Source organism: Salisediminibacterium halotolerans (assembly GCF_003814815.1).
Taxonomy (GTDB): domain Bacteria; phylum Bacillota; class Bacilli; order Bacillales; family Salisediminibacteriaceae; genus Salisediminibacterium; species Salisediminibacterium halotolerans.
The window spans coordinates 510,341-525,522 of sequence record NZ_RKQQ01000001.1 but is presented as its reverse complement, the minus strand read 5'-3'; the positions used below and the strand labels follow the sequence as shown (position 1 = coordinate 525,522).

Below are 15,182 nucleotides of genomic sequence, written 5' to 3'. Positions count from 1 at the left end.
CAGGCGGACGGTGGTTTTTTTACGTTCAGCCGCGCAAAAGGCGGAGCCCGTTTAAAATCACGAGAATCGTGCTTCCTTCATGGCCGATGACGCCGAGCGGAAGCGAGAGATCGCCGGCGAAGTTGTACGTAATTAAGAGAGCAATGACGCTGATAGAAAAAATCAGGTTTTGCATGACGATCCGGTTAAGCCGCCGAGATAACAGGAACGTATGGGTGATCCGGGCAAGATCGTTTTTCATCAGCACGATATCCGCGGTTTCGATCGCTACATCCGTTCCGGATCCCATTGCGATGCCGACATCCGACAGGGCGATCGCAGGAGCATCGTTGACACCGTCGCCGACCATAACGACATTGCCGTATTTTTGTTGCAGCGCTTTGACTTCTTCGACTTTTTCTTCCGGAAGACAATTGGAAATCCAGCTGTCCAGTCCGCACTCTTTTGCGATCGCTGAAGCTGTCGCCTCGTGATCGCCGGTGATCATGATCGTTTTCACGCCTTGATCATTCAGTTTCGCAATTAATTTTTTAGCTTCCGGGCGTATTTCGTCTTTTAAAGCGAGCGCTCCGACAACGGAACGTTCTTCAGCGATGTAAATGACGGTTTTTCCTTCGCTTTGCCATTGTTTGCGGCGGCTGTCGATACTGTCGGGCAGGTCGGGGGCGTTTGTGTTTTTGCCGTTTAAAACGTTCGCCATCATCTGCAGGTTGCCGATGCGGTAAACGCGCCCGCGGTACGTTGCCTTCACGCCGTGGCCGGTAATGTCTTCCGTTTCATCGACGCCGTTATGTTTTTCGATTCCGCGGCTTTCCCCGAAATTGACGATTGCGCGGGCAAGCGGATGATTCGACTGCGCTTCGATCGCAACGACGGCTTCAAGCAGGGCGCTGCCGTTGCCGTCAGCCGTACAATCGGCAAAATCGGTCACGGCCGGTGTTCCTTGAGTGATCGTCCCGGTTTTATCGAAGGCAGCAGCCGAAGCTTTGCCGAGCTGTTCCAAAAAGGTTCCGCCTTTTACGAGCACTCCCCGGCGGGCGCCGTTTGAAATTGCTGAAAGGAGCGCCGGCATGACCGAAGCGACAACAGCACATGGCGAGGCGACGACAAGCAGCACCATCGCTTGATAAAACGTTTCTTCAAAAGGAGAAGCAAACACAACCGGAGGTACAGTCAGCATTAAGACGACGGCGATCAGCACAGTCATCACGTAAGGGCCTTCGATTTTTTCGATCAGCTGCTGCGAAGGCGGACGGTTTTGTTTTGCTTCGTTTACGAGCGCGATCATTTTTTGAAAAAGCGAATCTTTGTTTTCTTTATCAACGCGTACGACAATGGCTCCGTTGCCGTTCATCGTTCCGTTGTAAACAGGGGCATTCGCAGTTTTCGCTGCCGGGACAGATTCACCGGTGATCGCCGATTCATCGATCACGGTCGTTCCGGAAATAATCGTACCGTCGGCGGGAACCCGTTCTGCGTTTTTGATCAAAATGAAGTCGCCCGCTTTCAGTTCATCAACACCAACGGTTTCGAGCTCATTGGAGCTGCCGATATAGCGGTTTGCTTCAAGCGGAGCAAGTTCGATCAGTTTCGAGAGATCGCGTTCACTTTTATTAAGTGTGTAGGTTTCCAGCGCACCGCTCATCGCAAAAATAAAGATAAGAATCGCGCCCTCGTTCCAAAAACCGATCGAAGCGGCGCCGATAGCAGCGAGAATCATCAATATTTCGACACTGAGTTTCTTGTTATAGCGAATATCGATATAGCCTTCTTTTGCTTTATAAAACCCGCCGATCAGATACGATAAAATATAAAAGATCAGCGCGGCCTCAGGCAAAGTTTCTGCAAAGAAAGTTTCGGCTGTATAACCGGCAGCGAGAAATACGCCGCCGCTTATCGCGAATACGAGTTCGCGGTTTTTGATCAGTTTTTCCAACAAGATAATCCTCTCCTTTAGACGAAAGATCGATGGTGACAGGGTTTGATCTCTGCTTGTTAATACGGACAGTGAGAACGACTTTCAGCCTCATTTCCCCCTGAAATGCACAAATGCTGCTACCGGTAACCGGGAGCAGCAAAATACACTTGGAACGGGATATGTGTTTCTTTTATTATACTATAAATGTTTACAGAATAATATACATTAAAACAGGTTTGGAATCAAGATTCCAAACCTGTCAGACTGTAGATATACGATTATTTTGACGCAAGCCGCGCAGCCGCTAACCTCCGCTTGCCCCGGGCAAGGACTCAGCTATTATTCGGCGGCATCGGACCGCCGAATAAGGATCTTCGTCTCTTGCTTTCCCGGAGGCGTCGGAGGAGGATCTGCGCGGCTTTCTTACTTTGCAGGACAATATGGAAACCGCGCGGTTTGAAACGAAGAGGATGACCCAGCATCTCGGCGCTCGCCCGCAGGACATAAGCCGGAAGATGCCTCGTCATCCGGTCTTTAAACAAGTTGACATCTGACGTTATCATAACTTTGTCAAAAATCTAACAGGATTGGAATAAATATTCCAATCCTGTTTCTCTTGAGGGGGGTAAGTTATCATGGGAATATTTCTTAGGAATGTTTCAGCATTTTGCGTCCGCCGTCAGTCAGTGTATATGCTTCGTTGTCTTCTGATGTGACAAATCCCATCGAATTCGCGTCGCGTAACGAACTGCGAATTTGGAAGACAGGCATATCGACTTCTGCGGCTAACTGCTTTGCGCTTTTACTTTCACCGTCAAGTGCTTCGAGCAGGTCTTTTGCTGATTGGGTTAATTTCCCGTCGCCGTTGACACAAGCCATAATGATCGGCCTCCTAAATAAACAAATTGATTGAGCGGTTCAAATTTCACAAGCTAAGCGGAATTCCTCATGTTATACATGCTTTTTGCAGAAATACCAGTCGATGCACTCGTATTCGTCATTGTTGACGCGCTCGTCAGCTTCTTCTTGCGTTTTTGGCGGCGGAACGATCGCTTTGTCGCCCGGGTTCCAGTTAGCCGGAGTTGCAACGCCTTTTTCATCTGTTGTCTGCAACCCTTTGACGAGGCGGAGGATCTCAGCCATGTTGCGTCCGGTTGACAGCGGGTAATAAATGACGGCTCGAACGGTTTGTTTGTCGTCAATGACGAACACTGCGCGAGACGTTTCCGTCGTGGATTCGCCCGGCATAATCATCCCGTATTTTTTCGCGACATCTTTATTGAGGTCGGCAATAATCGGAAACTTAAGTTCGACGCCCATTTTTTCTTTGACATTTCGTACCCAGGCAATATGAGAGTGTACGCTGTCGACACTGAGGCCAAGCAATTCAGTGTTCAACTCGCGCAGATCATCTTGAATTTCTTGAAAAGCGATGAATTCCGTCGTACATACCGGCGTGAAATCAGCAGGGTGCGAGAACAGAACGACCCATGATCCGTCAAAATCTTCTAGTTGAAGTGTTCCATGTGTTGTTTCCGCTTCAAAAGACGGAGCTTTGTCTCCGATACGCGGCAAAGATACGACTTGCTGTTCGTTTTGTTCATTTGAATAATTGTCCATGTTTAAAAACCCCTTTTCTTAATAATTATTATTATCTAATCACACTTATTACTATAATGCATGAGGGGGTATAATGCAATGGTTTTTGGCCTATATGCTTGTGAAATAAATGTGAAATCAATGTTTATCGGGTTTTTAGCCAGCGTGACTATCGCGGAAAACCCGTTGGGATCGGAATTTACGATTGATAATAATTAAATACAATTGAGAATTAAATGTATATATATAGGGTAAAGCTGGCAAAAAAAGGCGAATAAAAAACATGAATGAGTATTCATTCATAGAAAAGTTGTGCTATAATAAGAGAAAATTCAAAAAATGTTCATGATATTTTGAAAGGAGTGAGGGCATGGATCCGATTTTCATTAACTGGTTAATGTTCATTCTTGTAACCGCTTACGCCGTTTATTTGTTCGCGGCGCTTGTGAAAACGCGGGTGGAATACATCAAGCTTGGACATAAACCGGAATTTATTTTGACAAGCAAGGAGCGACGCGATGCCGTAATCGAGAAGGTGTTCGGCCAGTCGAAACTGTTGAAAGACAAGAAAAGCGGAATTATTCACGTGATGCTGTTTTACGGATTTATCCTTGTACAGTTCAGCGCGATCGATGTCATTTGGAAAGGATTGAGCCCGGGCGGACATTTGCCGCTCGGCCCGGTTTATCCGTTCTTTACGTTTTTCCAGGAAATTGTCGTCGTAATGATTTTGGTGGCAGTATTGTGGGCTTTTCACCGCCGTTACGTGGAGAAGCTCGTGCGCTTAAAACGAAACTTTAAAGCGGGGCTTGTCTTGATTTTTATCGGCGGTCTGATGGTGTCGAAATTGTTTGCAAAAGGGTTTGAAATGGTCTGGCTCGGCAAGGAAATGACGGTTGCCGAACCGATTGCATCCGGCATTGCTGCAGCGAGCCAAGCGATGGGACCGACGGCGGCCTCAGCGGGATTTTTCATCATGTGGTGGGCGCATTTGCTCTTTTTGCTCGTCTTCCTCGTGTACATTCCGCAATCGAAGCATGCGCACTTAATCGCCGGACCGGCGAACGTATACCTCGGTCCGACGCATAAGCGCGGCCAGCTCGAATCGATTAATTTTGAAAACGAAGATGCCGAAAAATTCGGCAAAAATGAAATCGAAGACTTTGATCAAAAACAGCTGCTCGATTTATATGCCTGTGTGGAATGCGGGCGCTGCACCAATATGTGCCCAGCTTCGGTAACCGGGAAAATGCTTTCGCCGCAGGATTTGATCATCAAAATGCGCGACCATTTGACCGAAAAAGGCGCGGCAATCACGTCGCGGTCGTCATGGATGCCGGCGTATGCGTTCAGCGGGACACGCGGCAATCAAATCGCGGCGACAGAAGGAGATGTCGACAAGTTAAATGAGCTTGGGATGAATCCTTATGATGTCAACTTGATCGGCGATGTCATTACCGAAGAAGAGATTTGGGCCTGCACGACGTGCCGCAACTGTGAAGATCAATGTCCGGTCATGAACGAGCACGTCGATAAGATTCTCGATCTGCGCCGTTATCTCGTGTTAACGGAAGGCAAAATGGAGCCCGATGCGCAAAGAACGATGCAAAATATTGAAAAACAAGGCAACCCGTGGGGGATCAACAGAAAAGAGCGGGAAAACTGGCGTGACGGCCGCGAAGATATCGACGCTCCGACAGTTAAAGAGCTGCAAAAACGCGGCGAAGAATTTGAATACCTCTTTTTTGTCGGCTCGATGGGCTCATACGATAACCGGAGCATTAAAGTCGCCCAATCGTTTGCCAAGCTGCTGAACGAAGCCGGCGTGAAATTTGCGATTCTCGGCAATAAAGAGAAAAATTCCGGCGATACGCCGCGGCGAATCGGCAATGAATTTCTCTTTCAAGAGCTTGCGGCGGAAAACATTGCCGAGTTTGCGAAAAACGGTGTCGACAAGATCGTCACAATTGATCCGCACACGTACAATACGTTTAAAAATGAGTATCCGGAATTCGGCCTTGAAGCAGAAGTGTATCACCATACGGAACTGCTGTATGATCTGTTGAAAGAAGGGCGGCTCACGCCGACAAAAGAAGTGAACGAAACGATTACCTATCACGATTCCTGCTATCTCGGACGCTATAACGACAATTATGACCCGCCGAGAGAGATTCTTAAAGCGATCCCGGGTGTGAATTTGATCGAAATGGAACGCAACCGTGAAAACGGCATGTGCTGCGGCGCCGGCGGCGGCATGATGTGGATGGAAGAAGATACCGGCCAGCGTGTGAACGTCGCCCGCACCGAACAAGCGCTTGAAACGGAATCATCAATGATCGGCAGCGCTTGTCCGTATTGCCTGACGATGATGAGTGATGGAACGAAAGCGAAAGAAGTCGATGAAGACGTATCGACGATGGATGTGGCAGAAATTCTCGAACGTTCAATCGAACCGGCGAAAACACTGGAACCCGTTCATTGATAGGAAGCAAGCGGCGGAATTTCCGCCGCTTCGGGCTGACGCCCTGCAGGGTCTCGCCTGTCTCGCTATCCCGCGGGAAAAAGCCGGGATGCTGGGTCCTCCTCCTTCTTTGAATCGAGTGTATTCATAATAAAGGAAGCCGCGCATCCACTCCTCCGACGCCTCCGGGAAAGCAAGAGACGAAGATCCGGATTCGGCGGTCTCATACCGCCGAATACTAGCTGAGTCCTTGCCCGGGGCAAGCGGAGGGTAGTGGCTGCGTGGCTTACGTCAAAATAATAATTTGTCTACAGGCTGAAGCGGCGGAATTTCCGCCGCTTGTTTGACTTAAAAGAAGCAGATTTCACCGCTTTGCTCTGTAAAATTGACGACAAGAAGGGAAATCTGTTTTACAATGGTGACAACTGGAAATGAAAGCGCTTTATATCCGGGCGGTGGTGTCTGTATAAGGTGAATTTACTGACAGCCGTCAGCAAATCGGGAGGGGTACAATGAGTCGGACAGTTATCGTAAGCGGTGCACGGACACCGTTCGGCAAGCTCGGCGGCGTCTTGTCGGACTTTACCGCGGCACAGCTTGGCGGCAAGGTAATCCGCGCGGCCTTGGAGCGCGGAAAAACAGATCCGGGAGAAATCGGTCACGTACTGATGGGCAGTGTCCTGCAAGGCGGACAAGGCCAGCTTCCGTCCCGGCAGGCGATGCATGAAGCCGGGTTGCCGTGGCAGGTGGAAACAGAAACGGTGAATAAAGTGTGCGCTTCCGGGATGAGAAGTGTGACGCTAGGCGACTTGTTGATTCGCAGCGGTGAACAAAATGCAGTCATAGCCGGGGGGATGGAATCGATGAGCCAAGCTCCCTTTTTCGTTAACGGCGCCCGCTTCGGTTTTAAGATGGGGGAACAAAAATTTCATGACATGATGATTCACGACGGACTGACGTGTACATTTACGGGCGTTCATATGGGCAATTACGGCAATAACGTTGCGGAGGAACTGGCGATCTCTCGGCACAGGCAGGACGAATGGGCGCTGCGCAGTCATGAACGTGCCGGAGAGGCGGCGGAAAACGGGATCTTTTTCGAAGAAATTGTTCCGATCGACAGTCCTCAGCATAAAGGCGAACCGAAAGTCATCAGTCAAGATGAGACGCCGCGAAAAGACACGTCGCTTGAGAAGCTGAAAAGCTTAAAGCCGGTTTTCGGCAGCGGCGGAACGATTACTGCCGGCAATGCGCCCGGCGTTAATGACGGCGCGGCGGCGATGCTCTTAATGAGCGAAGATTATGCAGCGGAACGCGACATCGTCCCGCTCGCTGCTGTCATCGGCCATGCTGAACTGGCGATGGAACCGGAAAACTTCCCGAAAACGCCGGGATTTGTGATCGAAAAGCTCCTTAAAAAAACCGGAAAAAAAGCCGGCGATATCGATTTATTTGAAATAAATGAAGCGTTTGCGGCTGTGTCATTAGCAAGCGGTCAAATCGCCGGCATTGCTGAAGAGAGAATAAACGTCAACGGCGGCGCGGTAGCGCTCGGCCATCCGATCGGCGCGAGCGGAACGCGGATTATCTTGACGCTTGCTTACGAATTAAAACGCCGCGGCGGCGGACTCGGGATCGCAGCCATATGCAGCGGCGGCGGCCAAGGCGATGCTGTCATGATCGAGGTGTGATTCGTCCGGCCGATAGCTGACGTTCGATACCGGAAAGAAAGGGTGAGAAGATGAAGATCAAACAAATCATGGTCGTCGGAGCAGGACAAATGGGCGCAGGTATAGCACAAGTGTGTGCGTATTCCGGCTATGAAGTGATCTTGCATGATACGAAAGAAAAAGTTGTTGAAGACGGGATTCAAACGATCCGCAAACGGCTGAAGCGCGACGTAGAAAAAGACCGGCTGTCTGATTCGGACGTAGACCGGATTCTCCGCAGAGTCTATGCCTCGTCAACGATCAGCAATGCCGAACATGCCGATTTGATTATTGAAGCAGCGGTGGAAAATCTCGACGTGAAAAAGACGATCTTTTCGCAGCTGGACAGTTTTGCCCCGGAGCACGCCGTTCTTGCTACGAACACCTCGTCGCTGCCGATTACCGAAATCGCCGCCGAAACAAGCCGGGCGGAAAAAGTAATCGGCATGCACTTTATGAACCCGGTTCCGGTGATGACATTGATTGAAATCATCCGCGGGCTGCAGACAGACGACAGCACGTTTGAAACCGTCAAAAACGTTTCTGAATCATTAGGAAAAACGCCTGTGGAAGTCAACGACTTTCCCGGATTTGTCTCCAACCGGGTGCTGATGCCGATGATCAACGAAGCGATATTCACCGTTTATGAAGGTGTCGCCACACCGAAAGATATCGATGAAGTCATGAAACTCGGGATGAATCACCCGATGGGGCCGTTAACGCTCGCTGATTTCATCGGTCTCGACACGTGTTTGTATATTATGGAAGTACTTCACGACGGCTTCGGCGATGATAAATACCGGCCTTGTCCGCTATTGCGCCAGTATGTGCAGGCAGGCTGGCTCGGCAAAAAAACGGGCCGCGGATTTTATACCTATAACAGCTGACCCGGGAGGGGTGTTATGAATCTTAATTGGAGCGACGAACAGGATATGATGCGGCGGATGGTCCGCCAGTTTGCCGAAGAACAAGTGCGGCCGGCAACAGAACATATGGAAACGACAGATGAGTTCCCGGAAGACCTGATCCGGCAGATGGGATCGCTCGGCTTGATGGGGATTCCGCTTCCGGAAGAATACAGCGGAGCGGGGATGGATTTTCCTTCTTATATCGCAGCAATTCATGAACTGTCCAAAGTGAACGCTTCGGTCGGGCTGATTTTGTCTGTGCACACCTCTGTCGGAACGAACCCGATTTGGCTTTTCGGCACAGATGAACAGAAGCAGCGGTTTATCCCGCGCCTCGCTTCCGGCGGGATGATCGGCGCGTTCGCTTTGTCAGAACCGGGAGCAGGCAGCGATGCGGCAGCGATGAAAACAACCGCTGTCCGTGACGGAGACGACTATGTTTTAAACGGTTCGAAAGCGTGGGTGACAAACGGCGGACAGGCGGGAACGTACATCGTGTTTGCCAAAACGGATCCTGAAGCCGGCTATAAAGGAGTGAGCGCGTTTATAGTCGAAGACGGAACGCCGGGATTTTCCGTCTTGGCGAAAGAGAACAAAATGGGGATGCGCGGCTCGAATACGACGGGGCTGGCGTTTGAAGACTGCCGGGTTGCGGCGGCGAATCGGCTCGGAACTGAAGGCGAAGGGTTCCGTATTGCGATGGCAAACTTGAATGCCGGCCGGATCGGAATTGCAGCGCAAGCTTTGGGCATCGCCGAAGGAGCATTGCACGAGGCGCAAACGTACGCAAAACAGCGCCGCCAGTTCGACAAACCGATCGGCATGCACCAAGGTGTCGGCTTCAAGCTCGCGGAAATGGCGACGGCGGTTGAAGCCGCAAAACTGTTAACGTATCAGGCGGCGGACTTATATGAGCGAGGAGTGCACGTCGGACAGCAAGCGGCGATGGCGAAAATGTATGCGTCCGATACGGCGATGAATACAGCGATTGACGCGGTGCAAATTTTCGGCGGATACGGCTACACGAAAGATTATCCTGTCGAGCGGTTTTTCCGCGATGCAAAGGTGACCCAAATTTACGAAGGCACAAACGAAATCCAGCGCATCGTGATCAGCAACGCGCTGTTACGATCATAAAGGTGCAAGGCTTATTCAACGGAAGGAGTGGGTGTCATGCAATTTCAATTAACCGATGAACAGGAAATGATCCGTAAAATGGTGCGGGACTTTGCGAAAAACGAGGTGGAACCGACGGCTGCTGAACGCGATGAAGAAGAGCGGTTTGACCGGGAGATTTTCGATCAGATGGCCGAGCTCGGTTTGACCGGAATTCCCTGGCCGGAAGAATACGGCGGAATCGGTGCCGACTACTTAAGTTATGTGATCGCGGTAGAAGAACTATCCCGCGTATGCGGCTCGACCGGGGTGACGCTATCCGCGCACATTTCACTGGCGGGCTGGCCGCTGTATACATTCGGAACAGAAGAACAGAAGCAAACGTACTTAACCCCGCTCGCACAAGGCACAAAAATGGGCGCTTACGGTCTGACCGAACCCGGTTCCGGCAGTGACGCAGCCTCGATGAAGACGACAGCGAAAAAAGACGGCGACGATTACATTTTGGACGGTTCAAAAATATACATCACAAACGGCGGCGAAGCGGACATTTACATCGTGTTTGCGATGACCGCGCCGGAAGAAAAACATAAAGGAGCAACGGCGTTCATCGTCGAAAAAGGCATGCCCGGGTTTTCAATGGGCAAAAAAGAAAAAAAGCTCGGCATCCGCTCGTCGCCGACGCTAGAGATCATCTTCGACGGTGTCCGGGTGCCGAAAGAAAATCGGCTCGGCGAAGAGGGAGAAGGGTTTAAAATCGCGATGATGACGCTCGACGGCGGCCGCAACGGTATTGCCGCGCAAGCGGTCGGAATTGCCCAAGGCGCGCTCGATGCGGCGGCGGACTATGCAAAAGAACGTAAACAGTTCGGCAAGCCGATCGGCTCGCAGCAAGGCGTGGCGTTTAAGCTCGCCGATATGGCAACGAAAATCGAAGCGTCGCGTCTCTTGACATATCAAGCGGCTTGGCTTGAAAGCGAAGGCAAACCTTACGGCAAAGCGTCAGCGATGTCAAAATTAATGGCGGGCGATTCGGCGATGGAAGTAACAACGGAAGCTGTGCAAGTCTTTGGCGGTTACGGGTATACGAAAGATTACCCCGTCGAGCGTTATATGCGCGATGCAAAAATCACGCAGATTTATGAAGGGACCAATGAGATTCAGCGCCTCGTTATTTCGAAAATGCTGATGCAGGAAAGCTGAAGTCAAGAAAGGACGGAGCGGCGATGAAACCAACAGAGGTTCAAGCGCTGTTAAACGGCGAACAGCGCCCCCTCGCCCGGGCGATTTCCGCCGCGGAAAACCGGACAGCGGAACACCGCGCTTGGATGAAGGCGGTTTATTCGTCGACGGGCCGGGCGCACATTACCGGAATGACCGGCTCGCCGGGATCCGGCAAAAGTTCGCTCGTGAGCGGACTGGTCAAACAGTTCCGCGCTGCCGACAAAACGGTCGGCGTGATCGCGATTGACCCGACGAGTCCGTTTTCCGGCGGGGCGCTGCTTGGCGACCGAGTACGTTTGCGCGATCACGAAGGCGACAGCGGAGTGTTTGTCCGAAGTATGGGCACGCGCGGAAGTTTAGGGGGATTGAGCGAAGCGTGTCTGGATGCCGTCCGGCTCATGGACGCGGCGGGCTACGATGAAATTGTGATCGAAACCGTCGGCGTCGGTCAATCCGAACTGGATATTATGCAGGCAGCCGACACGATTGCGCTCGTGTTATACCCCTCGGGAGGCGATGTCATTCAGGCGTTTAAAGCCGGGATTATGGAGATCGCCGATTTATTTGTGATTAATAAAGCTGACCTTCCCGGTGTGCCGCAGCTGAAAAGCGAGCTGGAAGATCTCCTTCATTTGACGAAATCAAACAGCCCGTGGCAGCCGCCGGTCATTGAAGCGGTGGCAACCGAGCAAAAAGGAATCGAAGCATTAGCCGAAGCGATCGGCCGTCACCGCCTGCATCTGGCAGAGAGCGGTGAAAAACAGACCCGCCGCAAAGGCCGGCTCGAAGCAGAAGTCACCCGGCGAGTGACGGAACGGGCAGAAGCCGAATGGCGGCCGTTCATTGCCGAAGCTGTCAAAGGCAGCGAAGAGAACGAAGCGGATCCGTATGACTTGGCCGATGAAATTTACCGTTCTTGGCGAAAGAAGATCACCGCGACATCAGATCATCACGAGGAAACGGAGGGGACTCGATGAGTGTATATAAAGCCGCTCACCCGGTACGGTTTGTGACGGCGTCGAGTTTATTTGACGGTCACGATGCATCGATCAATATTATGCGCAGAATGCTCCAGGCATCAGGAGCTGAAGTGATTCATTTAGGCCATAACCGCTCAGTTGAAGAAGTTGTCCGCGCAGCGCTGCAGGAAGATGTTCAAGGCATTGCGATTTCGTCTTATCAAGGCGGACATATGGAATACTTCAAATATTTGTACGATGAACTGCAAAAAAAGGGGGCCGGTCACATTCATATTTTTGGCGGCGGAGGCGGCGTGATCATCCCGAAAGAAATTGCCGAACTGCATAATTACGGCATCAGCTGGATTTTTTCGCCGGAAGACGGGCGAACTTACGGCTTGCAAGGGATGATTGACAAGATGGTGCAAACGTGTGATTTCGACCCGGCGGAAAAAGCGGGGCGTCTGCCGGAGTTAGCGGATGCCGATGCTTATACTGTCGCGCGTTACGTGACACTCGCTGAAAAGAACGCTTTTGGCGAAAAACTCGCAAAAGAACATCGCAGCCGGCTCGATCAAGCATTGGAACAAGCGTCGGCAGCTGATAAAGAGCCGCCCGTTTTAGGCATTACCGGCACGGGAGGAGCGGGGAAGAGTTCGTTGACCGACGAACTTGTCCGCCGCTTTCTCATCGAGTTTCCCGAGAAAAAAACGGCGATTTTGTCTGTTGATCCGACAAAGAAAAAAACCGGCGGCGCTTTGCTGGGAGACCGGATTCGCATGAATGCGATCGCGACAGACAGCGTGTACATGCGCTCGATGGCGACGCGCGACAGCCGCCAGGAGCTGTCAAAAGCGATTGAAGAAGCGCTTCCGGTTGTGAAACGGGCGGGCTACGATTTGATCATCGTCGAAACGAGCGGCATCGGCCAAGGCGATGCCGCGATTGCCGATGTTGCCGACGTGTCGCTCTATGTAATGACGAGCGAGTTTGGCGCGCCGTCGCAGCTGGAAAAAATCGATATGATCGACTTTGCCGATCTCATTGCGATCAACAAGTTTGACCGAAAGGGATCGGAAGATGCGCTCAGGGAAGTACGTAAACAGTTTCAGCGCAGTCGTTTGCGTTTTTCGGAAAAGCCGGAAGACATGCCGGTATTCGGCACGATGGCCAGCCAATTTCATGATTCCGGGACGAACCGGCTGTTCTATGAGCTGGTCAGAACGATCAATGAGACGGCGGGCACAAGCTGGGAATCAGCGCTCGGCAAAGGCGAACACATTGCCGAGCGAAATGCGGTGATTCCGCCGGAGCAAATTCAATATTTGCGGGAAATTGCGAGAACGGTCCGTTCGTATCACAGCCGGACAGAAGCATTAGCGGAACTGGCGAGGCGCTGGTATCAGCTGGACGGCGCAGCAGAAGTGCTGGCAGATGCGCCGGAACAAGAAGCGCTCTTAAGCTGGCGCGATTATTATCGCGATCAATTGGACGCTGAAGCGATCACGGCGCTCGCAGACTGGGAGGATAAAAAAGCGCGCTATCAACAAGATACCTACACAGTAACCGTCCGGGACGAAGAGGTCGTCACCGAACTGAATACCGTTACCCTGTCAGGCACGGTGATTCCTAAAGTCGCGCTTCCTTCGTACAAAGATTACGGCGAGGTTTTAGCTTGGATTCGCAAGGAAAACGTGCCCGGGGAATTTCCCTATACAGCAGGTGTATTTCCGTTTAAGCGAAAAGGCGAAGATCCGAAACGCCAATTTGCCGGTGAAGGCGGTCCGGCCAAAACGAATCGGCGCTTTCATTATTTATCGAAAGATGATAACGCCAAGCGGCTGTCAACAGCGTTTGATTCCGTGACGCTTTACGGCGAAGATCCCGGCCGCCGTCCTGATATTTACGGCAAAGTCGGCGAAAGCGGTGTGAGCATCTGCACGCTCGATGATATGAAAGTGCTCTATGACGGGTTTGATTTAACGTCGCCGCTGACGTCGGTGTCGATGACAATTAACGGGCCGGCGCCGATGATTTTGGCGATGTTTATGAATACTGCGATTGATCAGCAGCTGGAAACATTCCAAACTGAACACGAACGCGAACCGACAGCTGACGAAGCGGCGCAAATCGCCGGCGAGACAATGTCTGTTGTGCGCGGAACGGTACAGGCGGATATTTTAAAAGAAGACCAAGGTCAAAACACGTGCATCTTTTCCACCGAGTTCGCGCTCAGGATGATGGGCGATATTCAGCAGTTTTTTATCGACAATAAGGTAAGAAATTACTATTCTGTTTCAATCAGCGGTTATCATATCGCCGAAGCGGGCGCGAATCCGATCAGTCAATTGGCATTTACGCTCGCAAACGGTTTTACGTACGTCGAGTATTATTTAAGCCGGGGAATGGACATCGATGAGTTTGCCGGCAATCTTTCTTATTTTTTCTCCAACGGACTCGACCCGGAATATTCGGTGATTGGACGCGTGGCGCGGCGTATTTGGGCGGTCACAATGAAGGATAAATACGGCGCGAACGATCGCAGTCAAAAACTGAAATATCATATTCAGACATCGGGCCGGTCGCTGCATGCGATGGAAGTGGATTTCAATGATATCCGCACAACACTCCAGGCGCTGATGGCGATCTATGACAATTGCAACTCGCTTCATACGAACGCTTACGACGAGGCGGTGACAACGCCGACGGAAGAGAGCGTCCGCCGGGCAATGGCGATTCAGATGATTATTACAAAAGAAATGGGCCTTGCGAAAAATGAAAACCCTTTGCAAGGGGCGTTCATTATCGAAGAGCTGACCGATTTAGTCGAAGAGGCAGTGCTTGCTGAACTTGAGCGGATTTCTGATCGCGGCGGGGTTCTCGGTGCAATGGAGACACAATATCAGCGGGGAAAAATTCAGCAAGAATCGCACTTGTATGAAACGAAAAAACACAGCGGCGAGCTTCCGATCATCGGTGTCAACACGTATTTGAACCCGCGCGAAGACCCGGATGTGAATGCCGGCATGGAGCTGGCGCGTGCTTCGATTGAAGAAAAGGAAAATCAGATTAAAAGACTGCGTGATTTTCAAGAACGTCATGCAGAAGAAGCGCCGCAAGCGCTGGCGCAGCTGCAGCAGACCGCTTTAACCGGCGGAAATGTTTTTGCCGAACTGTTAAACACTGTCCGGGTTGCGAGTCTCGGTCAAATCACCTCAGCGCTGTATGAAGTCGGCGGGCAATATCGGCGCAATATTTAATGTTTACGGCGGAAGAGAAATTCTCTTT

10 protein-coding genes are annotated in these 15,182 nt (G+C 51.3%); 7 read left to right on the top strand and 3 right to left on the bottom strand.

The features are described from left to right. Positions 1–25: 25 nt before the first annotated feature. The 3 genes from EDD67_RS02320 to EDD67_RS02310 form a co-directional block, all read right to left on the bottom strand. Positions 26–1,939 (bottom strand): heavy metal translocating P-type ATPase, encoded by a 1,914-nt coding sequence (locus EDD67_RS02320; protein ID WP_242006049.1) that lies wholly within the window; start codon positions 1,937–1,939, stop codon positions 26–28. A 627-nt stretch (positions 1,940–2,566) separates the two neighbouring features. Beyond that, entirely contained in the window at positions 2,567–2,797 is a 231-nt protein-coding gene (locus EDD67_RS02315; protein ID WP_093072004.1) for a hypothetical protein, read from the bottom strand. A 72-nt stretch (positions 2,798–2,869) separates the two neighbouring features. Then, a complete protein-coding gene (locus EDD67_RS02310) occupies positions 2,870–3,538 on the bottom strand; it encodes a peroxiredoxin (RefSeq protein WP_093072003.1) in 669 nt (222 codons plus the stop codon). Positions 3,539–3,887: 349 nt separating this feature from the next. Between EDD67_RS02310 and EDD67_RS02305 the strand changes: the two genes are divergently transcribed. The 7 genes from EDD67_RS02305 to icmF all read left to right on the top strand — a co-directional run bounded on the left by EDD67_RS02305 (position 3,888) and on the right by icmF (position 15,154). After that, complete coding sequence (locus tag EDD67_RS02305) at positions 3,888–5,999, top strand: (Fe-S)-binding protein (RefSeq protein WP_093072002.1); 2,112 nt, start codon at positions 3,888–3,890, stop codon at positions 5,997–5,999. 491 nt (positions 6,000–6,490) lie between these two features. After that, a complete protein-coding gene (locus EDD67_RS02300; protein WP_121440405.1) occupies positions 6,491–7,669 on the top strand; it encodes an acetyl-CoA C-acetyltransferase in 1,179 nt (392 codons plus the stop codon). Positions 7,670–7,719: 50 nt separating this feature from the next. Next, positions 7,720–8,574 (top strand): 3-hydroxybutyryl-CoA dehydrogenase, encoded by an 855-nt coding sequence (locus tag EDD67_RS02295; protein ID WP_121440404.1) that lies wholly within the window; start codon positions 7,720–7,722, stop codon positions 8,572–8,574. Between the two features lie 15 nt (positions 8,575–8,589). After that, positions 8,590–9,732 carry an acyl-CoA dehydrogenase gene (locus tag EDD67_RS02290; RefSeq protein ID WP_121440403.1) on the top strand — a complete coding sequence of 381 codons (1,143 nt, stop codon included), beginning with the start codon at positions 8,590–8,592 and terminating at the stop codon, positions 9,730–9,732. A gap of 36 nt (positions 9,733–9,768) precedes the next feature. Next, a complete protein-coding gene (locus tag EDD67_RS02285; protein ID WP_121440402.1) occupies positions 9,769–10,914 on the top strand; it encodes an acyl-CoA dehydrogenase in 1,146 nt (381 codons plus the stop codon). Positions 10,915–10,937: 23 nt separating this feature from the next. Then, complete coding sequence (gene meaB / locus EDD67_RS02280) at positions 10,938–11,912, top strand: methylmalonyl Co-A mutase-associated GTPase MeaB (RefSeq protein WP_121440401.1); 975 nt, start codon at positions 10,938–10,940, stop codon at positions 11,910–11,912. Continuing rightward, positions 11,909–15,154 (top strand): fused isobutyryl-CoA mutase/GTPase IcmF, encoded by a 3,246-nt coding sequence (gene icmF, locus EDD67_RS02275; RefSeq protein ID WP_121440400.1) that lies wholly within the window; start codon positions 11,909–11,911, stop codon positions 15,152–15,154. Before meaB ends, icmF begins: the two co-directional genes overlap by 4 nt. Positions 15,155–15,182: the final 28 nt, after the last annotated feature.